This is a genomic window from Amycolatopsis sp. WAC 01375 (assembly GCF_003947325.1).
Lineage (GTDB): Bacteria > Actinomycetota > Actinomycetes > Mycobacteriales > Pseudonocardiaceae > Amycolatopsis.
Map to the genome: position 1 here is coordinate 71,759 of NZ_QHHW01000033.1, position 23,530 is coordinate 95,288.

The 23,530-nt window shown below is 67.7% G+C and carries 23 protein-coding genes; 14 read left to right on the forward strand and 9 right to left on the reverse strand.

The window, feature by feature from the left end; genetic code table 11:
* Positions 1 to 9 precede the first annotated feature (9 nt).
* Together DL991_RS21385 and DL991_RS21390 are read left to right on the forward strand one after the other, a co-directional pair.
* Entirely contained in the window at positions 10 to 1,443 is a 1,434-nt protein-coding gene (locus DL991_RS21385; protein WP_125786114.1) for an MBOAT family protein, read from the forward strand.
* Between the two features lie 13 nt (positions 1,444 to 1,456).
* Positions 1,457 to 1,801, forward strand: a complete 345-nt coding sequence (locus DL991_RS21390) for a hypothetical protein (protein WP_125786115.1) — start codon at positions 1,457 to 1,459, stop codon at positions 1,799 to 1,801.
* 342 nt (positions 1,802 to 2,143) lie between these two features.
* Here the strand turns inward: DL991_RS21390 and DL991_RS21400 are convergent, their stop codons facing one another.
* Together DL991_RS21400 and DL991_RS21405 are read right to left on the reverse strand one after the other, a co-directional pair.
* Positions 2,144 to 3,007 carry an alpha/beta hydrolase gene (locus DL991_RS21400; RefSeq protein ID WP_125786116.1) on the reverse strand — a complete coding sequence of 288 codons (864 nt, stop codon included), beginning with the start codon at positions 3,005 to 3,007 and terminating at the stop codon, positions 2,144 to 2,146.
* A 166-nt stretch (positions 3,008 to 3,173) separates the two neighbouring features.
* Entirely contained in the window at positions 3,174 to 3,872 is a 699-nt protein-coding gene (locus DL991_RS21405) for an alpha/beta fold hydrolase (protein ID WP_199754022.1), read from the reverse strand.
* An 87-nt stretch (positions 3,873 to 3,959) separates the two neighbouring features.
* On the opposite strand from DL991_RS21405, the gene DL991_RS21410 reads away from it, so the two are divergent.
* The 5 genes from DL991_RS21410 to DL991_RS21430 all read left to right on the forward strand — a co-directional run bounded on the left by DL991_RS21410 (position 3,960) and on the right by DL991_RS21430 (position 7,756).
* Entirely contained in the window at positions 3,960 to 4,520 is a 561-nt protein-coding gene (locus tag DL991_RS21410; RefSeq protein ID WP_125786117.1) for a TetR/AcrR family transcriptional regulator, read from the forward strand.
* Positions 4,517 to 5,122: a transglutaminase family protein gene (locus DL991_RS21415; RefSeq protein ID WP_125786118.1), complete on the forward strand. Its 606-nt coding sequence runs from the start codon at positions 4,517 to 4,519 to the stop codon at positions 5,120 to 5,122. The genes DL991_RS21410 and DL991_RS21415 overlap by 4 nt, the downstream gene beginning before the upstream one ends.
* A gap of 149 nt (positions 5,123 to 5,271) precedes the next feature.
* Positions 5,272 to 6,318: a hypothetical protein gene (locus DL991_RS21420; RefSeq protein WP_199746723.1), complete on the forward strand. Its 1,047-nt coding sequence runs from the start codon at positions 5,272 to 5,274 to the stop codon at positions 6,316 to 6,318.
* 40 nt (positions 6,319 to 6,358) lie between these two features.
* Positions 6,359 to 6,997 carry a hypothetical protein gene (locus DL991_RS21425; RefSeq protein WP_125786119.1) on the forward strand — a complete coding sequence of 213 codons (639 nt, stop codon included), beginning with the start codon at positions 6,359 to 6,361 and terminating at the stop codon, positions 6,995 to 6,997.
* A 66-nt stretch (positions 6,998 to 7,063) separates the two neighbouring features.
* On the forward strand, positions 7,064 to 7,756 hold the full coding sequence (locus tag DL991_RS21430) for an HD family phosphohydrolase (RefSeq protein WP_125786120.1): 693 nt from the start codon (positions 7,064 to 7,066) through the stop codon (positions 7,754 to 7,756).
* Between the two features lie 106 nt (positions 7,757 to 7,862).
* Here the strand turns inward: DL991_RS21430 and DL991_RS21435 are convergent, their stop codons facing one another.
* The 6 genes from DL991_RS21435 to DL991_RS21460 all read right to left on the reverse strand — a co-directional run bounded on the left by DL991_RS21435 (position 7,863) and on the right by DL991_RS21460 (position 13,899).
* Positions 7,863 to 8,513 carry a class II aldolase/adducin family protein gene (locus DL991_RS21435; RefSeq protein WP_125786252.1) on the reverse strand — a complete coding sequence of 217 codons (651 nt, stop codon included), beginning with the start codon at positions 8,511 to 8,513 and terminating at the stop codon, positions 7,863 to 7,865.
* Between the two features lie 2 nt (positions 8,514 to 8,515).
* Entirely contained in the window at positions 8,516 to 9,964 is a 1,449-nt protein-coding gene (locus DL991_RS21440) for an FGGY-family carbohydrate kinase (RefSeq protein WP_125786121.1), read from the reverse strand.
* On the reverse strand, positions 9,961 to 10,995 hold the full coding sequence (locus DL991_RS21445) for a 2-hydroxyacid dehydrogenase (RefSeq protein ID WP_125786253.1): 1,035 nt from the start codon (positions 10,993 to 10,995) through the stop codon (positions 9,961 to 9,963). Before DL991_RS21445 ends, DL991_RS21440 begins: the two co-directional genes overlap by 4 nt.
* Positions 10,996 to 11,074: 79 nt before the next feature.
* Complete coding sequence (locus DL991_RS21450; protein WP_125786122.1) at positions 11,075 to 11,530, reverse strand: ribose-5-phosphate isomerase; 456 nt, start codon at positions 11,528 to 11,530, stop codon at positions 11,075 to 11,077.
* Complete coding sequence (locus DL991_RS21455) at positions 11,531 to 13,216, reverse strand: dihydroxyacetone kinase family protein (protein WP_125786123.1); 1,686 nt, start codon at positions 13,214 to 13,216, stop codon at positions 11,531 to 11,533.
* The gene (locus DL991_RS21460) at positions 13,213 to 13,899 is read right to left on the reverse strand and encodes an HAD family phosphatase (protein WP_125786124.1); all 687 of its coding nucleotides are present in this window, start codon (positions 13,897 to 13,899) and stop codon (positions 13,213 to 13,215) included. Before DL991_RS21460 ends, DL991_RS21455 begins: the two co-directional genes overlap by 4 nt.
* Before the next feature lie 77 nt (positions 13,900 to 13,976).
* Here DL991_RS21460 and DL991_RS21465 point away from each other — a divergent pair, with 77 nt between their 5' ends.
* From DL991_RS21465 to DL991_RS21480, 4 genes are all read left to right on the forward strand, one after another.
* A complete protein-coding gene (locus DL991_RS21465) occupies positions 13,977 to 14,603 on the forward strand; it encodes a histidine phosphatase family protein (protein ID WP_125786125.1) in 627 nt (208 codons plus the stop codon).
* Complete coding sequence (locus DL991_RS21470; RefSeq protein WP_125786126.1) at positions 14,600 to 15,394, forward strand: DeoR/GlpR family DNA-binding transcription regulator; 795 nt, start codon at positions 14,600 to 14,602, stop codon at positions 15,392 to 15,394. Before DL991_RS21465 ends, DL991_RS21470 begins: the two co-directional genes overlap by 4 nt.
* Positions 15,395 to 15,836: 442 nt before the next feature.
* On the forward strand, positions 15,837 to 17,171 hold the full coding sequence (locus tag DL991_RS21475) for an MFS transporter (RefSeq protein WP_125786127.1): 1,335 nt from the start codon (positions 15,837 to 15,839) through the stop codon (positions 17,169 to 17,171).
* Positions 17,168 to 18,616, forward strand: coding sequence for an FGGY-family carbohydrate kinase (locus tag DL991_RS21480; protein ID WP_125786128.1), 1,449 nt, complete (start codon positions 17,168 to 17,170; stop codon positions 18,614 to 18,616). The genes DL991_RS21475 and DL991_RS21480 overlap by 4 nt, the downstream gene beginning before the upstream one ends.
* 4 nt (positions 18,617 to 18,620) lie before the next feature.
* Here DL991_RS21480 and DL991_RS21485 read toward each other — a convergent pair whose 3' ends face one another.
* Complete coding sequence (locus DL991_RS21485) at positions 18,621 to 19,607, reverse strand: DivIVA domain-containing protein (RefSeq protein ID WP_125786129.1); 987 nt, start codon at positions 19,605 to 19,607, stop codon at positions 18,621 to 18,623.
* Between the two features lie 123 nt (positions 19,608 to 19,730).
* Here DL991_RS21485 and DL991_RS21490 point away from each other — a divergent pair, with 123 nt between their 5' ends.
* The 3 genes from DL991_RS21490 to DL991_RS21500 are packed head-to-tail and all read left to right on the forward strand — an operon-like array spanning position 19,731 to position 23,509.
* Positions 19,731 to 20,960 (forward strand): DUF445 domain-containing protein, encoded by a 1,230-nt coding sequence (locus DL991_RS21490; protein WP_125786130.1) that lies wholly within the window; start codon positions 19,731 to 19,733, stop codon positions 20,958 to 20,960.
* Between the two features lie 48 nt (positions 20,961 to 21,008).
* Positions 21,009 to 22,235: a DUF445 domain-containing protein gene (locus DL991_RS21495; protein WP_125786131.1), complete on the forward strand. Its 1,227-nt coding sequence runs from the start codon at positions 21,009 to 21,011 to the stop codon at positions 22,233 to 22,235.
* Between the two features lie 50 nt (positions 22,236 to 22,285).
* Positions 22,286 to 23,509, forward strand: a complete 1,224-nt coding sequence (locus DL991_RS21500; protein ID WP_125786132.1) for a DUF445 domain-containing protein — start codon at positions 22,286 to 22,288, stop codon at positions 23,507 to 23,509.
* Positions 23,510 to 23,530 lie beyond the last annotated feature (21 nt).

Consider the following 23,530-nt stretch of genomic DNA (forward strand, 5'->3'; position numbering starts at 1 on the left):
CCCGCACCGATGTCGTTCATTTCACCGCTGTTCCTGTGGTACTTCATGCCGGCGGTCCTGCTCGCCGTGCTGCTGTGCCCGCGCAGCTGGCGGAACGGCATCGTCGCGGTCGGCAGCCTGATCTTCTACGCCACCGGCGCCGGGCCGTACACGCTGGTGCTGATCGGCTGCATGGTGGTCAACTTCCTGGCCGGGCCCGCGCTGGAGCCGAACGCGTGGGATCTGCAGAACAAACGACGCAAGCGGCTGCTGCTCGGGGTCATCGGCCTCAACGTCGGCATGCTGCTGATCTGGAAGTACGCGGGTTTCGCGACACAGCAGATCGCGGCCGTCACGCACTGGTTCGGCGGCGGTTTCCCGGTGGCCGACCTCGTCATCCCGATCGGCATCTCGTTCTACACCTTCCACCACATCTCCTACGTGGTGGACATCTACCGCGGCGAACGCCGCGCGCTGCGCAACCCGGTGTCGTTCGCCGCGTACATCGCGATGTTCCCGCAGCTGGTGGCCGGGCCGATCGTGCGGTACCGCGAGATCGCCGACCAGCTGCCGCAACAACGGTCGCACCGCCTCGACGACATCGCCGCGGGCTTCCCGCGTTTCGCGCTCGGGCTGTGCAAGAAGACGATCATCGCGGACTCGCTCAGCCCGATGGTCGACGCGTGTTTCAACACGCCACCGGATCAGATGACCTTCGCGATCGCCTGGCTCGGCGCGATCGGATACACGCTTCAGCTGTTCTTCGACTTCTCCGGGTACTCCGACATGGCGATCGGGCTCGGCCGCATGCTCGGCTTCCGGCTCCCGGAGAACTTCGCGAGGCCCTACTCGTCGGTGACCATCACCGAGTTCTGGCGGCGGTGGCACATGTCGCTGTCCCGCTGGTTCCGCGACTACGTCTACATCCCGCTGGGCGGCAACCGCACCGGCGCCGGGCATACGTACCGGAACCTGTGCATCGTGTTCGTGCTGACCGGCTTCTGGCACGGCGCGCAGTGGACGTTCCTGATCTGGGGCGTCTACCACGGTGCCCTGCTGATCGTGGAACGCGCTTTCGGCTACGACGTCACCCCGAAGACCCAGGCCGCCCGCATCGGCCGCCGCGCGCTGACGCTCGTGCTCGTGGTCTTCGGCTGGGTGTTCTTCCGAGCCAAGGACCTGCCGCACGCGCTCGGCATGATCGGGCACATGGTGCTGCCGGACTTCACGGGCCTCACCGACGTCGTCGAGAGCGCGGTGACCAACCAGCGGCTGCTGATCCTGCTGTGCGCGCTGGCGATCGTGTTCCTGCCCGCGCATCCGGTGACCGGGCCGCTGCTGGAGTCTTCGCGAAGCCGTCCGGCCACCGCGCTGCGGATCGGGGTGATGACCGTGGGGCTGGTGTACGCGGCCATCCTGATCGCGACCGGTACGTTCAGCCCGTTCCTCTACTACCAGTTCTGAGGGAGCCCCGAGCATGACCGATCTCGCGAAGCTGCCCGGCGTGATCCCGTACGTCGACAACCACGACGGACCGCGTCGGCTGCTCACCATCGAGATACGCCCGTACCCGTCGTCGATGGTGCCGTACGCACCGTTCGTGAGCATCGACGGCAGGCAGTACGTGGTCTCCTGGGGTGCGGTCACGTTCGAGATCCCCGCCGACCGGAACGTCCACGTCAGCGCGCATCTGCACACCAACTACGGGTCGCAGGCCGCCGCGACGCCGTTCGCCTCGATCGTCTTGGCGCCGCATGACGAGCCTGTCCGGCTGACCACGCAGTTCACCGGCAAGGGTGGTTCGATCTTCCCGGTCGGTTAGCTTGGGCTCATGACCGAGTGGAAGCGGGATCGGATCGGTTCGGCGCTGCGCGGGGAGAACCCGACGGTGTTGCGGCGGCTCGACGCGGGCTTCGCGGTGATCGGCGATACGCAGTTCCTCCCCGGCTACTGTGTCCTGCTGACCGATTCGCCCGCCGTCGGCAGGCTGACCGATCTGCCGCGGCCACGAAGACTGAAGTTCCTGGCGGATATGGAGTTGCTCGGCGAAGCGGTCGAAAACGTCTGCGCGCGAAGGGATCCAGGCTTCCGCCGGATGATGGGCTGCGAGCCTGACTACCCCGGGAGCGCCCCCGCCGCCGAAACCGACGGCGGGGGCGCTGTCTCAGACGAGATCGGTCAGCAGATCGGCGAAGACCCGCGGCCGGCTGAAGTAGCCGACGTGCGACGAGGCCAGGCTGTGCACCTCGAAGGGGTTGTGCGGAGTCAGCTCGTCGGCCTTGCGGATCATGTAATCCTGCACCGCCGGAGTGATGCTGAGATCCGCGGTGAGCCGGACGTAGGTATGGGGGACACGCCCCCATCCGTCCGCCTGAACCAGCGCGCCCGGCTCGAGCACCGCGTAGCTCTCGTCCGGATCAAGGGAGTCGAGCAACAGCCGGAACTGGTGGTCGGTGGAGTCGGCCATGATGGCGGCCTTCAATTCGGCGAACAAGGCCGGGTCGCCGTGGGCACTGCGCCAGTTCAGCCGGGCCACCCCGGGTTCGTTCGCCTCCGGCACGGCGATCCGCGCCGACAGCGCGTCCAGCAGGTTCTCGTCGACCACGTCCCACGGTTCGGTGAGCATGGCGGGGTCGCTGAGACAGAGGGCGGAGAGGTAGACGACGCGGTCGAGCAGTTCCGGCGCGGCGTTGGCGACGGCGCTGATCGTCAGCCCGCCGAGGCTGTTGCCGACCAGGACGAGCGGTCCGTGGCCGTCGAGCCGCCGGAGGGTGTCGACCACATGCCGCACGTTGTCCTGCAACGTGACTCCGCGCAGCGGGGAGGGAGCGGCCGCCAGTGCCGCGAGGTCCTGCGGTTGCCGGTAGTAGGCAGCGGGGCTGTCCGCGAGGTCGCCGTGACCGGGTAGGTCGACGGCGTGCGAACGGTACCCGAGCAGAGCCAGTTCGTTCTGCAACGGACCCCAGGCCCGTGCGTTACTGGAGCCTCCGTGGACGAAAACGAAAACAGGGCGCGAAAGTGCGCTCATGAGCAAGATCCTTGTCATCCTTTGGCGAACAGTGGACGTGGACCTCGACGCCGACGACGGGCGGCATCGGGTCAGCGCGCCGGCCGGATGCGAATGGCCTGCCAAGTGTGGATGACGGAACACATGCGGATCACCTTAGCCGGAAGCTCCGCCGGACACCCCCGATTTACCGGGTGCCCGAGATCGGCAGGCCGCGAGCCGCGTCGAGCACCAGCTGAGCGAACTCCTTGCCACGCACCATCGGCAGGTAGTGCCCGGCCTTCGGGACGTTGACCAGCCTGCCGTCGGCGCAGGCGGCGAGAAAGCGGCGTTCGTGGCGGCGGAAGTGGTCGCGTGAGCCGTTGATGAGCCAGGTCGGGCCCGGGTATGTCCTGAGTTCCCCGAGCACGTCGAAGTCGGCGAATGCCTCGGCGACGTCCGGGATCACCTCGGTCGCGATGCCGCCGTCGATCACGGCCTCGGCGAGTTTCGGCGGCAGGACGCTTCGGAACTGCCGCCGGCTCAGCCCTTCGCCGTGGTCCGGTAGCCGCATGAGCAAGCGGTGCGCCAGGCGGAACGGCGCCTCCAGCGTCTTGCCGGGCAAATAGGTCGAGTCCGCGACGACCAGACCGGCGACCCGCTCCGGATGCCGTGCCGCCGCGGCGATCGCGACGAAACCACCGAGGGAATGCCCGACGACCAGCGCGGGCTCGTCGATGTCTTCGACGACCGCGTCCGCTGCCGCGTCCAGGGTGAACCGCTCGCCCCGGCGGGTGCCGTGCCCCGGCAGGTCGACCGCTCTCGACGGCAGCGCGGAGCGTTCCAGCTGCTCGGACCAGGCGGCACCGCTGAGCCGGATGCCGTGGACGAAGACGAGGGGAACCATGGACTACCTCCTGAATGCAACGCACCGTTGCGTTGCAAAGTACGCGCGATCGCGCCGTAACGCAACGGTGCGTTGTATTGTTCTCAGGTGACCACCCGGAACGGCCCCCGCAAGGCCGAGGCGATCTTCGCCGCAACCCTCGAACTACTGGCCGAGCACGGTTACGACAAGCTCGCCATCGAGGCCGTCGCCGCGCGGTCCGGCGTCAACAAGACGACGCTGTACCGATGGTGGCCATCGAAGGACGCGCTACTGGCCGCCGCGCTGCGCGATTCGGGACTGTTCGCCGTCGACGTCCCCGACACCGGCAGCCTGCGCGGCGATCTCCTTGCCGTGGCAACACAAATCCACCGGCTGCTGACTTCGGAGCGCACCGCGCCGGTCGTCACGGCGGCACTGACGGCGGGCCCCCGACGTCCGGAACTCGGTGACGTGTCACGGAGTTTCTTCGCCGACCGCATGGCGCGTGAAGAGCCGATCTTCGAACGCGCCGTCATGAGAGGAGAACTGCGCGACGGCGTCGATCCGGTCCTGGTGATGGATCTGCTCGCGGGGGCGATCTGGTTCCGACTACTGCTGCGCGGCGGCGAAGCCGGTCCGAAATTTCTCGAAGAGGCTGTCGACACGGTACTGGGCGGTGCCGCGTGAAAATCGCACTGAAGATCGAATCCGAGCGGCTCGAAGATTATCTCGTCGCCGACGCGGTCGTCGATCACGATCATCCACTGATCCGCGAAATGGCTGACAGGCTGTCACCGACCGGCGGCACCGACGTCGACGTGATTCGTTCGATGTTTCACTTCGTGCGCGACGAGATCGACCATACGGTGGACGCGGCCGATTCCCGGATCACCCTTATGGCCTCCGAGGTTCTGCGCGAGCGGGTCGGGCTCTGCTACGCGAAGGCCCACCTGCTGGCCGCTTTGCTTCGCAGCCAAGGCATCCCGGCCGGGTTCTGCTATCAGCGGATCGGGGTCCTGCACGGGCTCAACGGCGTGTATCTCGCGAACCTGGACCGGTGGATCCGGCTCGACCCCAGAGGCAACAAAAATGGTGCGGACGCGCGCTTTCCTTTGATACAAGCGAGCCTGCTGGAAGATGAGCGGCTCGCGTGGACACTGGACCCCGGTAGAGGCGAGATCGACTTCCCCACGGTCTACACCACACCGTCTTCGGCTGTCGTCGAAACCCTGTCGTCGGCGAAGCCCGGACCCGCGTGGTACGAAGGAATCCTTCCACACGCTCCGTGAGTGGTTTTTCCGTGATCCGGCGAAACCTCCGATGCGAAACCGGTATCGCCGAGCGTCACATTCGTTGTTGGTACCTTTCCCCCGAATTTCTTATTTCGACATTGTCACGAGGCGCGTAGAGTAACTCCCCGCACTCGAACAGATACGCAATGCGTTCGTCCGTTCGAGTGCAGATCAAGGAGGTGACCCACGTGCCCGCGGAAGCCGACCGGCTCCGCCGTACCACGTTGCAAGAGATCTTCTGGACCAGGACGAGTCTGCTGCTCACCGTACTGGTCGTCATCGCGGGCCTCAGCCTGTGGATCTCCAGCATGATGGATCCCGGCGCCGGTAAAACGCTGATCACTTCACTGGGCACCGGCACCCTGATCTCGGCGGTGGTCGGCTTCGGCCAGACCTTGATCACCGCCACCGCGTCACAGCGCGCGATGGTGACCCCGGTGATCGAGGAGAGCCGCCGCGCGCTGGAAGCGCTCAGCGCCGAATACCGTTCGCTCAACAAGGAATTCTTCCCCACCCACGTCTTCGAGGCGACCACCGATCCGGATCCGTTGTTCAACCGGATCATGACCGAAGACCTCGACGTGACCAGGCACTACTTCTTCCGCGGGTTCTCCGGCAGGCACGCCGCTGCCCGATTGCTGTTGTCCCGCACCGAAAGGGAGCTGCGCGTGGTCATCGCCGACCCGCGTGACGAGGGAGCGATCAGCGGCAGGGCGCGCTATCTCCTGCGCAGCGAAGAAGCGGGCATGGACTACGAGACGATCCAAACGCGGCTCAACGACGAGATCAGCATCGGTCTGGTCGGACTGTTCCTGGCCCGTAGCCGATGCTCACTGGTGGACATCACCGTCGTCGCCGACCCGCCGCTGGACCGGCTCGAAGTCTTCGACGAGAGCGTTTGGGTGACCTTGTACAGCGACATCCGCGGCGCGACCACGCTTTATCCGCGAACGCTGCGATTCAGCGAGGGTTCCTTTCTGTACAACAAGGAACGCTCCGAATTCCTGCGTGTGTCCCAATCCCGGTCCGGGCGACACTTCCGCATCTCCACCACGACGACGAGGGCGGATTTCCTCGCCCTGTACGAAAAGATCACCGGCTCTCCCCTGTCCGAAGAGAACTTCCTCGAACTGGAAGGAAAATTCCACGCCTTCCGGAAGGAGTTCACCACACTCGCCGAGTTGAACCCCTGACCACTCGGCGTCGCAGAGCACTAGATTTGAGGAGCTGAAGTTGCTCACTCGCTTGTCCCCCCTCACCCAGCTCTCCGCGCTGCTCCGAACCACGGATCTGCCGCTGGCGCAGCACTGGCAGATCGTCGACGAGATCTTCCGCGGCTGGACGTCGAGACCAGACCTGCGCGACGATCTCCGGCGGCACCTGGATTCGCTGAGTCCGGACGAGGCGAGCGCGATACTCGCGCGGTCGCGGGAGACCACCACTCATTTCGCCTGGTGCCTGCTCGATTGCCCGACCGACCCTTTTTCGGTCTGGCTGCACGAGTACAAGGCGCCGGAGGACTGGCGTGAGGGGTACGCCGATTCCGTGCACAACCACAGATATCACTTCTGCACCATGCTCCTCCGTGGCAACTATATCCACGAGCGGTATTCGACCCTGCGCGACCAGCTTTCCGGATTGATCACATCGGTTCGGTTACGACGTAGCACGCTGTGTCGGACGGGGTCGGTAGGCGTCATGTACGCGGACGAGTTCCATCGGATTCCCGAGGCCACCGAAGGGACTATGACGTTTCTCGTGAAATCACGCCCGGTAAGCGAGTTCAGTCTTTCCTATGACCCGAAGACCGGAACAGGGCATCGTCACGTTCCGGTTGAGGTCCGATTGGGGGACCTCGCGGGCCGCATCTAACTACACACCGCCGTCGAAGGCGCATACGCTTACTCCGCCCGTCTGTAAACGGGATCGGAGAGGTGTATGCGCGCGCGAAAGAGCACGATTCCTTCCCAGACCATCGACGCCGTCGAGCATCGCGTCCGGCGACTGTGCTGGCGTCATGCCGACAAACTGCAGTTCCACGGCTGGCATCACGTGAGTTTCGTCCGGGCCAAGGCCGCGGGGTTCGCCGACCACAACGGGGCGGACCGCACCGTCGTCGAAGTGGCGGCGCTGGTGCACGATGTGAACTACATCGTGCTCCGCAACTCCCCCGCGGCCGCCGGGCGAGACCTCCGGATGGACATCCTGCGGGAATGCGGTGTCGAGGAGGGCATGGCCCGATGGGTCGACGAGATCGTCGACGAAGCCGAGATGGCGACCAGAGGGCGGCACATCTCGCTCGAAGCCCAGGCGTTGAGCGACGCCGATACGCTGTTCAAGGCACTGCCGGTGACGCCTGTCGTTCTCGCCCACCGCTATCTGCGGGAGAACGGGTTGAGCCTCCGCGAGCTGGCGCACAAGATCGTCGGCGAACAACGCGACGTCCACGACAGCGGTTACTACTTCTACAACCCCAAGGCCGCGGAGAACTACTCCCGATGGGCGTTGGCGAATCTCCAGTTGTGGCAGTGCATCAAGGAAGCCGTCGACGATCCGACGGTCGTCGAGCTTCTCGACGCGGTGCACGCCGTAGATGCCACGGATTTCGAGGCCGAGCCCGCCGCTTCCTAGCGTCGCCTGCTTGCTTGCCGTTTGGTTCGTGATCCCGCCGGCAAACGGCGGTTTTCGCGTCATCAGACGCGTGACACGCGTGATCGGAGACGGAACACGCGTGGCGTCAGCGCTGGCCGTAGCCGCGGAGTTTCTCCACGACGTGCTCGATCTCGGCGGGTGGGAGGAGATTCGGCGTTCCCGCCGACCGTGCCGTCAGCCAGACCTGGCAGACCCACTCGAGCTGCTGCGCCCGGCTGTACGCGGAGCCGAGGCTGTCGCCGTAGGTGGTGGTGCCGTGGTTCGCCAGCAGACAGCCTCGGCGGCCGTCCAGGGCCTCCAGCATGGCCTTGGCGAGCTCCTCGGTGCCGTACGTCGCGTAGGGCGCGACGCGGGCCGTCGGGCCGATCGCGGCGAGCATGTAGTGGATCGGCGGCACCTCGGTGACGAGGGTGGAGACGGCCGTGGCGTGCACGGAATGCGTGTGCACCACGGCCGACACCGGTTTGCCGTCCGGATCCGTCGCCTGCCGGTACACGGTGAGGTGCATCGGGAGTTCGCTGGTCGGTTTGAGCGAGCCGTCGACGACCTCACCGTCCAGGCCGACCACCGGCACGTCTTCCGGCCGCAGCCCGGCGTAGTCGACGCCCGTCGGGGTCACCGCGATCAGCTCGCCCTGCCTCGCGGAGACGTTCCCGGAGGTGCCGACCACGAGTCCGTCGGTGGTCATCCGGCGGGCGAATTCGCAGACCGCCGCGCGTTCTTCGGCCAGGATCACCGTCACAACCTCCATAGTCCGCGGGCCGCGGCCAGTGAGGCCTGGTAGTCGGCGTAGCCCTGCTCGTAGAACCCTACGTTCTCGGGGCGGACCTCGACGACGCGTGCGCTCTCCGCCCAGAGCTCCCGGTCGACCGGTTCGCCGAGAGCGTCCGCGGCGACGATCACCGCGCCGCGAGCCCCGACCCCGGGATCGCCGGGGATCACGATGGGCCGTCCGAGAACGTCGGCGAAAACCCGTGTCCACTCGAGCGAGCGGACCCCGCCGCCGCAGGCGTACAACGTGCCGGTGAGTCCGGCCGCCTCGAAGCAATGCCTTGCCGCGTAAGCGATCGACTCACACAGCGCCCGGACGATGTCGCCGCGCTCGCTCTCCAGGCTCAGCCCGGAGAACTGCGCCCTTGCCGAAGCGTCGACGAACGGCGCCCGCTCACCGGACGCGGAGAGGAACGGCAGCGCACGAACGCCGCCCGCGCCGGGACTGCTCGAGTCGAGCAGCGAGCCGATCTCCTCGACCGCGATTCCGAACAGGCGGCACACCCAGTCGATTCCCGCGGTGCCGACCATCGCCGGCATCGCCCGCAGGAACTCGCCTTCCTCCGGCGTGCAGAGGAACATGCCCGCGGGCTCGCCCTCCGGATCGAAGTCCGCCGAATCCGTCAGGACCTGGCAGGCGAGTGTGGTGCCGGCGGTGAGGATGCCGTCGCCCGCTCGTCGCACTCCGGCGCCGATCGCGCTGGCGGGCAGGTCGAACGGCCCCGCGGTGACCGGCAGCCCGACGGGAAGACCGAGCAGCCCGGCCCCGCGCTCGTCCAAACGGAAGACGGTCTTCGGCGCCGCCGGTTCCACGAACAGGCTTCGGCGGTGAGAGAGCCCGACGGCCGCGATGGCGTCTTCGTCGTAATGCCGGGTGGCCGGGTTCAGGAAAGGCAGCGAAGCATCGGACGCGTCGACGGTGATCTCGCCGGTCAGCCGCTGGAGCACCGCGTCGACGCAGTAACCCGCCACCGCCGCCCTGTCCAGCGACTCCGGTTCATGAGCGTCCAAAAAGGACATGATCGCCGCGGCGCAGCCGGGGAACATTCCCGACGCGGTGCGGCGGAACACTTCCCTCGTCACTCCGTCGGCCTGCCATTTGGCGAGCAGCGAGTTCGCCCGTCCGTCGAGCCACGAGATCGCCGGTCGCACGGCCTCGCCGGATTCGTCGCGCAGCCACAACCCGTCGCCCTGACCGGTGAGGGCCAATGCGGTGACCGGGCCGTCGAGCCCGGCGGCGACCTTGCGCACCACCGTCGCCACGGTGCCGAGCACCTGGTCGAGGTCTTGTTCGACCAGCCCGCCCGGCAAGTGGTGCACCTCGGACGTGGTGCAGGCGCTCGCCACGGACATCCCGGCCTTGTCGAAGACGACCGCCTTCGTCAGTGACGTGCCGATGTCGACGCCGATGATCATGGCCGCAGGACCTCGGGGTTCGCCAGATTCGCGAGCGTCTCGCCGCGCGCGTACCGGCCGACTTCGGCGGCGACGATGTTCGCCGCCCGCTCCGCCGTCTGCCTGCTGGCTCCGGCGAGATGCGGGGTCGCGATCACGTTCGGCGCGTCCCGCAGTGCCCAATCCGCGGGCGGCGGCTCGACGTCGTACACGTCCAGCGCGAGCGCGCCGAGCCGTCCCGAGCGCAGGGCTTCCGGCAGCGGGGAGTAGTCCAGGAGGCCACCGCGCGCGGTGTTGACCAGCACGGCGCCTTTCGGCAGCAGGGCGAGTTTGGCGGCATCGATCAGATGCCGGGTCTCCTCGGTGAGCCGGGCGTGCAGGCTCACCACGAAACTGCGGCGCAGCAGGTCGTCCAGTTCGACGAGCTCCGCACCGTCGGCGCTGATCTTGGCGGGGTCGGCGAACGGATCCGCCACCAGCACCTTCGCCCCGAACGCGACGAGGACCTTGGCCACCCGCGCGCCGATCGCGCCGTATCCGACCAGGCCGACGGTGGTCCCGTCGAGTTCGAGACCGGTCTGGTCGTAGGCGTAGTAGTCGCCACGCCAGGTGCCGCCCAGCAATTCGGCCGAAGAGGTCGAGATCCGGCGCATCGCGGCCAGGATCATCCCCACCGCGAATTCGGCGGCGGCACCGGCGTTACGGCCGGGCGCGTACGTCACCGCGACACCCGCCTCGGTGGCCGCGGCGAGGTCCACGTTGACCGGGCCTCCCCGGCACACCGACACGAGCTTGAGGCCGGGCGCGGCGGCGAACACCTGTTTGGTGAACGGTGCCATCTGGGTCACCGCGACCTCGGCTCCCGCCAAAGCCTCGATCACCTGCTCTTCGGTGCCGCTGGCCTCGTGCACGTTCGCGACCGGGCCGAACGGCTCCACCGGCCATGGCAAGGTCAGTTCCGAGAACTCGTGCCCGTCGCCGATCTCGGCACGGACGGCCTCGGCCAGCAGGCCGGTGCCGACGAAATGGTCTCCCGCAGCGAGTATCCGCAACTCTGCGTCCTCTCTCCGTGCCCGCATCGGGCGCTTCTCAGTGTCTGTCGGTGAACCCGCGAACGCAATCGACGCCGGTTCAGTGGGCTTTCTCGTAGTCGGTGATGTGCGCGACCTTGCTCGCGCTGGCCGAGGCCGGGTCGAAGCGGTAGCCGACCCATTCGGCGACGATCTTCTTCGCCAGCTCCGGGCCGATCGCCCGCGCGCCGAAGGTGATCACCTGGCAGTCGTTCGATTTGACCGACCGCTCGGCGGAGTACGAGTCGTGCGCGACCGTGGCCCGGACACCCGGGACCTTGTTCGCCGAGATGGCCATGCCGATCCCGGTCCCGCAGACCAGTACGCCGCGATCCGCCTCGCCTCGTGCGATCGTCTCCGCCGCCGCGAGGCCGAGCAACGGGTATGCCTTGTCGTCCGATCCGTCGGCCACGCCGAGGTCGGTGACCTCGTCCACCCTCTCGTCGGCGAGGAGCAGGTCGCGCAGCTGATCCTTGAGCGCCACCCCGGCGTTGTCCGCCGCCACCACGATCCGCATTCAGTCTTCCTTTCCCAGCGCCTGGCCGACCGCGGTGACGAGCAGCGCGAACGAGGTGGCCCCGGGATCAGGGTGTCCCTTGCTCCGCTGTGCCAACCGTGCCGCCCTTCCCTTGGCGGGCAACAGGTCCGCCGTCGCCTCGGCCGCGCTCACCGCGACCTGGGCCGCCTTCTGCCACGCCTGCGGGACGTCGGCGCCCGCCTTCGCCTGTTCGCGCAACGCCAGCCTGAACGGCTCGATGGCGTCGAGCATGGTTTTTTCACCGGGCTCGGCCTTGCCCAGCTCGACGAAGGCCGTCACGGCTCCGTCCACAGCGTCCGCGAGGACCGCCGAGGTGACCTCACCTCCGGACCGGCCTTGCAAACCCGCGCCGGTCTCGGCCAGCAGGACCCCGTACAGGGCCCCGGAAGCTCCACCCGCCGCGTCCGCGAACGCCGTCCCGGCGGCCAGGAGGGCGGTGGACGGCGAGTCTCCGTCACGCCGCGCGGCGGCCACCGCGGCCCGCATACCTCGGGTCATGCCCAGACCGTGGTCGCCGTCCGCCGCGACCGCGTCCAGCCTGCCGAGTTCGGCTTCGTTGGCCTCGATGTCGTGGAGGGCCGCCGTCAACGCGCGGTCCACGATGCCCTTGCCCGGTTCGGCCTCCGCCAGCAGCGAGTCCACTGTGGACTCCAGTGGAACCTGTGCCAGCGCGGCGCCGGTGCTCCGATAGCCCGGGGTGTCGCAGGGGGCGGCGTAAAGCTCGGCGAGTTCGTCGTCGAGCACCAGGATCGACAGCGAGACACCCGCCATGTCGAGTGACGTGACGAACTCGCCGACCTCGGTGTGCAGCGGGCTGAGCCCCGCCGCGGCGAGCCGTTCGTGGACCCGCGTGTAGGTCGCGAACATCTCCTCGTACTTGGTGCGGCCCAGCCCGTTCAGCAGGACGACCACGCGGCCGTCGCCCTCCGGCAGTTCCGGGAGGAGACCGTCGACCAGTTCGTCCGCCAGTTCCCGTGCGCTCAGCCTGCCGACCGTGCGTACGCCGGGCTCGCCGTGGATGCCGAGCCCCAGCTCCATCTCGCTCTCGCCGACGGTGAACAGCGGGGCGGACGCGCCGGGCAGGGTGCACCCGCCGAACGCCACCCCGAACGTCCGAGTGTTGGCATTCGCCTTCTCCGCCACCGCGTGCACGGCGGCGAGGTCGTCACCGCGTTCGGCGGCGGCACCGGCGATCTTGAAGACCAGGAAGTCACCCGCCACGCCGCGACGCCGTTCCGGCGCGTCCGCGGGACCGCTGGCGATGTCGTCGGTGACCAGGATCGTGCGGCTCTCGACGCCCTCGGCCGCCAGCCTGCGCGCGGCGAGCCCGAAGTGCAGCACGTCGCCTTGGTAGTTGCCGTAGCCGAAGAGCACACCGGCACCGCTCTCCGCGGCCCTCGCCGTGCGATAGACCTGCTCGGCACTCGGACTGGTGAACACGTCGCCCACCACGGCACCGTCGGCCAGACCGGGACCGACCAGCCCGGCGAACGCGGGATAGTGCCCGCAGCCGCCGCCGATCACCACCGCCACCTTGGGTTCGGACTCCTCCCGGCGCAGTACGCCATAGGCGCCGGGGACCTTGCGCACCGAACGCCCGTAGGCGGTGACGAACCCGTCGAGCCAATCGCGTTTGAACGTCTCCGCGGTACCCAGGACCGTCATCGCCCGCTCGCTTCCGCGAATTCACCGGACAGGTACGCGAGCAGCTTGCGGCGGACGTCGTCGTTGTTCTCCGCCACCTCGGCGGCCAGCTCCAGCGCGTCCGGCTTCGGCGGGTACACCGGATTCGGCAGCGCGATCACGGTGAGCCCTGCCGCGGCGGCGGCGCGGATTCCGTTGCTGGAATCTTCGACGCCAAGGCATTCCTCGCCCGACCGGCCGAGCCTGGCCGCGGCTTCGAGATAGACATCGGGACTCGGCTTGCCCCTGGCGACCTCGGCACTGGAGACGGTCGCGGCGAACTCACCGGTGAGACCGTGCTTGTCGAGTACCGCGTCGATCACCCGGCGGGCGGCCGACGACGCCAGCGCGACCGGCACCTTCGCGCTCACCTCGCGGACCATCTCGCCCGCTCCCGGCAGCAGAGGCGCCTCCCCCGCTTCGATCGCGGCGATCATGCCGTCCACCACGGCACGCTCGACCTCGACCGCGCTTTCCGTCGTGCCGGACCGCTTCGCGAGGTACGCGGCCCATTCGGGCGCGCTCATCCCCTGCACGGACGCGGTGTCCTCAGCGGTCCATTCGGTCCGGTGCCGGGCGGCGTACGCCACCCAGTTCTCCTCCCAAAGGTGTTCACTGTCGACGAGGACACCGTCCAGGTCGAACACCACCGCGGCGAGTGCCATCCGGCATCTCCTTTCACATCGATGCTGTTAAGTTAACATCGATGATGTGATCTGGACAAGCCCCGAGGAGGGATCCCGTGGTCGCACGGTTGTTATTGGCACGGCACGGCCAGACCGAATGGCACGCCGAGAACCGGTACGCGGGCAGCAGCGACGTCGCGCTGACCGAGGAGGGAGTCAGGCAAGCGGGCGAACTCGCCGGGTTCGCCGCGGCGGCCGGGCCGTCCGCGGTGTTCTGCTCGCCGCAGAGCCGGGCGCGTCGTACGGCGGAGCCGTCGGCCGAGGCGTTGGGCCTCCCCTTGCGCGTGGTCGGCGAACTGCGTGAAGTCCACTTCGGACTGATGGAAGGCCGCACCCGGGACGAGCTCGCCGCCTCGGATCCCGATGCGGTCGCGAGGTTTCTCGCCGATCCGGTGGCCGGCGCCTTCCCCGGCTCGGAGCCGCCGGGGGAAGCGGCCGCCCGCGGAGCGAGGGCACTGCGCGGCATCGCCGCCGAGGTCCCGGGCGAGACGGTGCTGGTCGTCGCGCACAACACGCTGATCAGACTGACGTTGTGCGAACTGCTCGGCATCCCGCTCGAGACCTACCGCACGGTGTTCCCGCGACTCGACAACGCGGCCGTCACCGAGATCGCGATCGACGGCACGCGCACCGGCCTGCTGCGCCTCAATCAGCCGGCGCGCACGCGATACTGGACACCATGAGCGATGAGAAGACGGCCGGTGCGAGCGCACACTCTCGTAACACGCGTCAGCGGCAGATCACCGAACACGTCTTCGAATCCGGCTCCGCCACCATCGCCGACCTGGTGGAACTGACCGGCGTCAGCACCATGACCGTGCACCGGGACGTCGACGAGCTGGTCCGGCGCGGCCTGCTGAGGAAATACCGGGGAGGTGTGTCGGCCATGCCGTCGACCGTCTTCGAAAGCAACGCCGACTACCGGATGAACGTGCACTCCGAGGAGAAGATGGCGATCGCCGCGCACGCGCTCGCCCGCGTCGAACCGGGGATGTCGATCCTGCTCGACGACTCCACGAGCGCGCTCGCGCTGGCGAAGATGCTGCACCGCGTCACGCCGCTGACCGTCGCGACGAACTACCTCGGCGCCATCGAACTCCTCAAAGGCGTGCCCGACCTGCGGCTCATCTGCATCGGCGGCGACTACTCCGCGACCCACGACTCGTTCCTCGGCATGCAGAGCCTCGAGGCGATCGAGCGGATCAACGTCGACGCGACCTTCGTTTCGACGTCGGCGATGAACACGCGGATGACCTTCCACCAGGAGCCGGAGATCGTGATGCTGAAACGCGCGATGCTGGCCAGCGCGCGGACGAAGATTCTGCTGATGGACCACAGCAAGACCGAACGCGCGGCACTGCACCGGCTGGCGCCGTTGAGCGACTTCGACGTGCTGATCGTCGACGACGGGGTGGAGGAACACCTGGCCGAGGAGATGCGAAGCCAGGTGGAAGTGGACCTCGCGGAGCTCTGAGGGCTTCGGGCCTGGGCCGGGACCGCAATGAAGGGGCCTTTCATCGCAAATTTTGCTATGAAAGGCCCCTTCATTGCAGGTCGGCCGGTCCACGGGCCGGCGGCGAGCGCCGGCGTGCCCCGTGAGCGGGGCGGGTGGTCGTGCCCACCCACGGGGCACGGCATTGCCTGGGCTCCATGAGGTGAGCGGGGAAGATTCGGGACATTGAACGTCCTGAACCCTCCCCCTCGACTGATCCGAGAGTGAACGACGAAGGACCAAACCCGAGGCGCACCCGCGACGATGGAGGAATCGGGACACTCAACGTCCCGATTCCTCCATCGTCAGCGCCGGAACCCCACCCGGGCGCGCGAGGCTAACACGAAAATCCACCGATGTAACATCTTGAAAGTTAAGTTAACACGATCCATGATACGCTGAACACGACGTCATGGAGGCGTGCATGAACCAGGTAACATCGCCGTTATCGCGATCCGGGAGCGGGTTCGCCCGCGTACTGAACCGCTGGGGTCTCCCCGCTCCGCTGTTCCTCGGCTATGCCGGCCTGCTGCTGTTCATGATCGGCGACGGGGTCGAGTCGGGCTTCATCGCGCCGTTCATGGCGGACAACGGCGCGGGCACCGAGATCAAGGCCTCGTACGTGATCACGGTGTACGGCGTCGCCGTGATGCTGGCGTCGTGGCTGTCGGGCGCATTGTCGGACCTTTGGGGGCCGCGTCGCGTGATGATGATCGGCCTGGCCATCTGGCTGGTGTTCGACGTGCTGTTCCTCGCGGTCGCGGTCTCCGGTGAGAGCTACCCGTTGATGCTGGTGTTCTACGGCCTCCGCGGTTTCGGCTATCCGATGTTCGCGTTCGGTTTCCTGGTCTGGATCACCGCGGTGGCGCCGGTCGCCAGGCTCGGTGCGGCCGTCGGCTGGTTCTACTTCGCCTTCACCGGCGGGTTGCCGACGCTGGGCGCGCTGGTCGCGAGCTTCACGAACCCGGTTTTGGGCCAGTACGGCACACTTTGGGTGTCGGTGGTGCTGCTCGCGCTCGGCGGCTTGCTGGCGATCTTCGGCGTCCGGCAGCGGACGGGGTACACGCGGCTCGCGCCTCCGGACGTGAAACCGGTGCAGAGCCTGGTTTCCAGCGTGTCGATCGCCTGGAAGAAACCCCGCGTCGGCGTCGGGATGCTCGTCCGGGTCATCAACACCGCCCCCGAATTCGGGATGCTGGTGTTCTTCCCGACGATCTTCATCGAGGGCATCGGGTTCGGGGAGAGCCGCTGGCTGCTGCTGGTCTCGGTCATCTACGGCACGAACATCTTCTTCAACCTGATCTTCGGCGTGCTGAGCGACCGGATCGGCTGGCGCACCACGATCTTCTGGTTCGGCGCGATCGGCTGTGCGATCTCGATCCTGCTGCTCTACTTCGTCCCGGTCGCCATGGGTGCGGAGTACTACTGGCTCGCGCTGCTCGTCGGCGCGCTGTACGGCGCCACGCTCGCCGGGTTCGTGCCGATCTCGGCGCTGCTCCCCTCCCTCGCCCCGGAGAACAAGGGCGGCGCGATGGCCCTGCTGAACCTGGGCGCGGGCGCGGCGGCGTTCGTCGGGCCGGCGATCGTCAGCCTGTTCCTCGGCCCGCTGGGCGCGGCCGGCGTGGTGATCGTCTTCGCCGCGCTGTATCTGGTCGCGGCGGTCATGGTGCGCTACCTGAAATTGCCCGAGGAGACGGCGAAGGCGATCGAAGAGGACAAAAGTCTGCAGGAAGTGGGAGAGAAGGTCGTCACCACGTGAACCACCCCGTCACGATCGGCATCGACGTCGCCACCGCGGGGGTCCGTGCCCTCGCGGTGTGCGGCGGCACCGTTCTCGCTTCGGCCGCCGCGCCGCTGCCCGCGCCCGTCCGCGACGGTCGCGGGCGCAGCGAGCAGGACGCCCGGTCCTGGTGGCCCGCGGTGAAGACGGTGCTGGCGAAGGTCACCGGCGAGCTGCCGGGCAGGGGCGGCGAGGTCGCCGCGGTGGCCGTCGCCGCGACGTCGGGGACGATCGTCGGGGTCGACGCCTCGGGCGAGCCGGTCACGCCCGCGCTGATGTACGACGACAGGCGCGGTGCCGAGCTCAACCGCGAGGCCACCGAACTCGGCGCGGATCGCTGGCGGCGGCTCGGCTTCGGAGTGTCCGCCACGGCCGCGCTCGGCCGCATCGCCTGGCTGGCCGAGCGCGTCCCCGGCGTCGCCGGGATCCGGCACACGCCCGATCTGATCGCCGGGGAACTCACCGGCGGGCCGGTGGCGAGCGACTGGTCGCATGCCTTGAAAAGCGGTTACGACCCGCTCGCCCTGGAATGGCCCAACGAGGTCTTCGATGCCTTGCGGGTACCGGAGAGCTTGCTCCCGCCGGTGGTCGCGCCGGCCACCGTGCTGGGCACGGTGGCCCGTCCGGTCGCCGGGCTCCCGGCAGGCTGCCCGGTCGTGGCCGGGATGACGGACGGCTGCGCGGGCCAGCTCGCGGCCGGCGCGGTCACGCCAGGGAGTTTCGTCGGGATCCTCGGCACGACGTACGTGCTCAAGGGAGTCACCGAAAACCTGGTGCCGGATCCGACGGGAGCGATGTACAGCCACCGTCATCCGGACGGCTGGTGGCTGCCCGGCGGCGCGTCGAACACCGGCGGCGAGGCCGTCGCCGGGCAGGGCCGCCTACCCGAACTCGACGCGGCGGCGGCCGCGGCGGGCCCGGCGAAGGTGGTCGCGTATCCGTTGCGGCGCAAGGGCGAGCGCTTCCCGTTCGCCAGCGCGGACGCCGAGGGTTTCGTAACCGGCAAGGGCGGCGAGGTCGGCGTGGTGGAGCTGCACCGCGCCAGGCTGGAGGGAGTCGCCTTCCTCGAGCGGCTGGCGCTGGACCATCTGCGCCGTCTCGGCGTCACGCTCTCCGAACCGCTGCTGGCGGCGGGCGGCGGCAGTAAGAGTCCTTTGTGGACACGAATCAGGGCGACCGTCACCGGGCTCGGCCTGCGGGTGTCACCGCAGGCCGAAACGGGTTACGGCGCCGCCCTGCTCGCTGCGGCGGGAATCCTGCCGGGTGGGCTCACCGAGGCGTCCGAAGGGCTCGGCCAGGGAACACTGGTCGAACCCGACGAGCGCGAAAGTGCCGCGCTCGCCGAGTCCTACCTGAGGTTCTGCACCGAACTGCACACCAGGGGCTGGATCGACGACGAGCTGTTCGCCGTCGTCCGGCGTTGAGGCATCAGGAAGGACGTGGTCCATTGGTCTTGTTGGGAGTCGGCTTCGGTGTGGACGCCGCAGGTTTGGCGGCTTCCGGCTTCGCGACCTCGGGCGCAGCAGTGGTCTCGGGAGCGGGAGACAGCAGCCGGATGGCCTCCTGGACGGCGACGTCCGTGGCGGAAAGGCGCTCGGCGACCTTCGATCGGAGTTCGAGTGAGAGCTTCCGAGCCTGCTGAGCGTCGGCCTGCTGGGTCTTCGCGTCGGTGAGCGCCTCCGCGACCTGCTCCTGCTTCGCGGCGATGTCCTCCGCCGAAGACTTCTCCGCCTTGGCGATCTTCTCGGCGGAGATCCGCTCGGCTTCGGCACGCTTTTCCGCCGACACCCGGTCGGCTTCCGCGATCTTGTCCGCGGACGCCTTCTCCGCCTCCGCGCGACGAGCCGCCGAAGCCTCCTCGGCCTTCTTGTCCGCGGCGGCGCGGGTGCGAACGCTCTCCAGGTCCAGATCCTTGCGCTTCTGTGCCGCCTCGGCGTTCAGCCGCTCGATCTCGGCCTTGGCGTCCGCGAGCAGCTTCTCGCGTTCCGTCTGCGCGTCCTTGGCCGCCTTGTCGCTCGCGCGCTGCGTCTCGTGGGCGTACCTGTCCGCTTCGGCCCGTGTCGACTTGGCGTCGGCTTCCGCGGCGGCCTTGAGGTCGGCGATCTCCTCCTCGGCGAGCTGCATCATCATGCGGACACGTTCGGCCATCGCGCCGGCGCCGGACGGGCTCGCGCTCATCCGCACGAGTGCGGCCTTGGTCTCGTCCAGTTCCTTCTGGGCGTGGCCGAGCGCCTTGGTGAGTTCGGCGGCGGTCGCGACGGCCTCGTCGCGGTTGCGCGAGAGCTGCTTGAGTTCGATCGACAGTTCGGCGAGCCGCTCGTCCACCTGTCGCTTGTCGTAGCCACGCACGGAGCCCGCGAATTGGGGCGATTTCGCTGAGGGCGCCTGAGGCGCCGTCTTCTCAGGAGCGACCATGGCGGCCACCTTAATGAGCAGGGGCCCGTCAGGCAGTACCGCCAAACGGCTGCACTCGGAGTGCGACGGGGCGATCACATGGCATCCTGCATTGTTGACAGGTCGTAAGCAGGGGAGGCCCGGTTGGACATCTCGGCGATCCTCGAAGACATCCGTGAGCACTGGCACATCTACGCCACGATGCCCTTCATCGCCGCGCTCATCGGCTACATCACGAAACGCGTCGCCATCGAGATGATGTTCCGGCCGCTGGAGTTCGTCGGGATCAAACCCTTCCTCGGCTGGCAGGGGGTCATCCCGGCCAACTCGCGCCGGATGGCGACCACCGCCGTCGACCTGCTGACCAACAACCTCGTCGATCCGCAGGAGATCTTCTCCCGGCTCGATCCCGACGAGGTCGTCAAGGAACTGGAAGAGCCGCTCCTCAAGGCCGTCGAAGACGTCACCCGCGAGGTGATGGAGCAGTACCAGCCCAGACTGTGGGAACTGCTGCCGACCCGGGCGCAGCGCATGCTGGTCGATCAGGTGCGGGCGCAGGCGCCGAAGGTCGTCGCGCGGCTGATGCGCGAGGTGTCGACGAACATCGACGAGGTCCTCGACGTCAACGAGATGCTGATCAACGCGATGGTCCGCGACAAATCGCTGACCTGCCGCCTGATCAAGGAGGTCGCGACCCCGGAGCTGCGCTTCATCGCCCGGTCCGGCATCTGGTTCGGCTTCGTCATCGGCCTGATCCAGTTCGTCGCGTGGGCGCTGACGAAGCAGCCGTTGATCATGCCGATCTTCGGTTTCGTCACCGGCTTCGTCACGGACTGGCTGGCCCTGAAGATGATCTTCTACCCGCGTGAGCCGCGCCGGTTCCTGTTCTTCAGCTGGCAGGGCATGTTCCAGAAACGCCGCCAGGCGGTCGCCAAGGACTACGGCGCGCTGATCGCGGACGAGGTCCTCACCGTGCGGAACGTGATGGAGGCCGTGCTCACCGGGCCCAAGTCGGACAAGCTGTTCGCGATGATCACCCGCGAGGTGCAGCGGACCATCGACGCACAGGCGAGCATCGCGAAACCGTTGGTGGCGCTGACCGTCGGCGGCGTGCAGTACCAGGAGATGAAGAAGGCGGCGGCCGAGAAGGCGATCGCGTATCTCCCCGAAACGGTGAAACACGTGGAGAGCTACGCCACTGACGCGCTCGACGTCCGCAACACCATCGTCACGAAGATGCAGCAGCTGACCCCGCTCGAGTTCGAAGGGATCCTCCGACCCGCCTTCCAGCAGGACGAATGGAAGCTCATCGCGGTCGGCGCGGTGATCGGCGGGCTCGTGGGTGAACTTCAGGTCCTGCTACTCCTCCATTGAGGACAGGCGGCTAGGTTCCCCTCAATCGAGACGCGGGAGGGGCTTCAAGTGGACGCCGTCATCGCCGACCTCGGCGAGCACTGGCCGGTGTACGTCACCATGCCGTTCATCGCGGCGCTGATCGGTTACGTCACCAAACGCGTCGCCATCGAGATGATGTTCAAACCGGTGGAGTTCGTCGGGATCAAGCCGTTCCTCGGCTGGCAGGGGGTGCTGCCGGCGAACGCCGAGCGGATGGCGGCCACCGCCACCGAGATGCTGACGAGCAACCTCGTCGATCCGAAGGAGATCTTCGCCAGGCTCGACCCGGCTCAGGTGGCGAAGGAGATCGAACAGCCGCTGCTCCGCGTCGTCGAGGACGTCACCCGCGAGGTCATGGAGCAGTACCAGCCCAGACTGTGGGAAGTGCTGCCGAACACCGCCCAGCACCTGCTGCTCAAACGCGTGCAGGCCGAGGCGCCGCGCGCGATCACGAAGATCATGGGCGAGATCGCCGAGAACATCGAGGACGTGCTCGACCTCAAGCACATGGTCGTGACGAACCTCGTGCGCGACAAGGCCTTGCTCAACCGGCTGATCCGCGACATCTCGCGGCCGGAGATGCGGTTCATCGCCCGGTCGGGGATCGTGTTCGGGTTCTCCCTCGGCTGCGTGCAGCTGCTCGTGTGGGCGCTGACGAAGTCGCCGATCGTGCTGCCGCTGTTCGGTATCGGCATCGGCTGGTTCACCGACTGGATCGCCTTGAAGATGATCTTCCTGCCGCGCGAACCGAAACGGTTCTTCGGCTTCTACACCTGGCAAGGCGTGTTCCAGAAACGCAAGGACCAGGTCGCCGCCGACTACGGCGACATGATCGCGCGAGAGATCATCACCATCCCGAACCTGCTCGAAGCCGTGTTGAGCGGGCCGAAGTCGGACAAGCTGTTCACGATGATCACCCGCGAGGTGCAGCGGACCATCGACGCGCAGGCGAGTGTCGTGAAGCCGTTCGTCGCGATGGCCGTCGGGAGCAGGCGGTTCCAGGAGATGAAGCAGACGGCGGCGGCGAAGGCGGCGGCACGGATCCCGGAGACGATCCGGCACGCCGAGAGCTACGCCGTCAACGCGCTCGACGTCCGGAACACCATTGTGGACAGAATGCGGCGGCTGAACCCGCTCGAATTCGAGCAGTTGCTGCGCCCGGCGTTCCGGCAGGACGAGTGGAAACTGATCGCCGTCGGCGCGGTGATCGGTGGCCTCGTCGGTGAACTTCAGGTGCTTCTGCTGCTCCACTGACGGCCACCCGATACCGTTTCCCCCTTCCCTGAGCGAAGCGAGGAGGTCGTGTGGACGCCGTCCTGGACGATCTCGCCCGCCATTGGTGGCTGTACGCCGCGATCCCGTTCGTCGCCGCGCTGATCGGCTACGTCACCAAACGCGTCGCCATCGAGATGATGTTCAAACCGCTGGAGTTCGTCGGGATCAAGCCGTTCCTCGGCTGGCAGGGCGTGGTGCCCAAACACGGCGGGCGGATGGCGGCCGTCGCGACCGAGTTGCTGACGTCGAACCTGCTGGACGTCAAAGAGGTCTTCCGCCGGATCGACCCGGCGATCATCACGCGCGAGATCGAGCAGCCGCTCCTGCGGGCCGTGGACGAGGTCGCCCGCGAAGTGCTCGAAAAGCACCATCCCAGGCTCTGGGAGGTCATGCCGACGATGGCGCAGGAACTGCTGATCAAGCAGGTCCAGTCGGCGACGCCGCGGCTGGTGCGCGAGTTCATGGAAGAAATGACCGCGAACCTCGACGAGGTGCTCGACTTCCAGCATATGACCGTGCAGCGGCTCACCAGGGACAAGAAGCTGCTCGTCCGGCTCATCCGCGAGACGTCGCGGCCGGAGATGGCGTTCATCGCGCGCACGGGGATCTACTTCGGCTTCGGGCTCGGCATCGTGCAGGCGTTCGTCTGGGCGCTGACGAAGGAGCCGTGGGTGCTGCCGATCTTCGGCGGCTGCATCGGGCTGTTCACCGACTGGCTGGCGATCAAGCTGATCTTCGTGCCGCGCGAGCCGGTGCGCGTCGGCCGGGTGATCCTGCAGGGCAAGTTCCAGCGGCGGCGGGCGGAGGTCGCGCATCAGTACGGCGAGATGATCGCGAACGAGATCCTCACCGTGCCGAACCTGCTCGACGCCGTCCTGCGCGGGCCGCGGTCGGACCGGCTGTACTCGCTGGTGGAACGGCTCGTGTCGCAGGCCGTCGATCGGCAGGCGAGCGTCGCGAAACCGATGGTCGCGATGGCCGTCGGCGGGCAGCGGCTGAACGAGATCAAACAGGCGGCCGCGCGGAAGGCGCTGGAGCGGCTGCCGCCGACGATCCGCCACGCCGAGGGCTACCTGACCGAGGCGATGGACGTCGCGAAGATCGTCGAGCGGCGGATGCTCGGGCTGACGCCGCTGGAGTTCGAGGGCCTGTTGAGGCCGGCGTTCCGGCAGGACGAGTGGAAGCTCATCGCGGTCGGCGGGCTCATCGGCTTCCTGGTCGGTGAGCTGCAGGTCCTCCTGATGCTCCACTGACGCCGGATCGCGTTTAGCCCG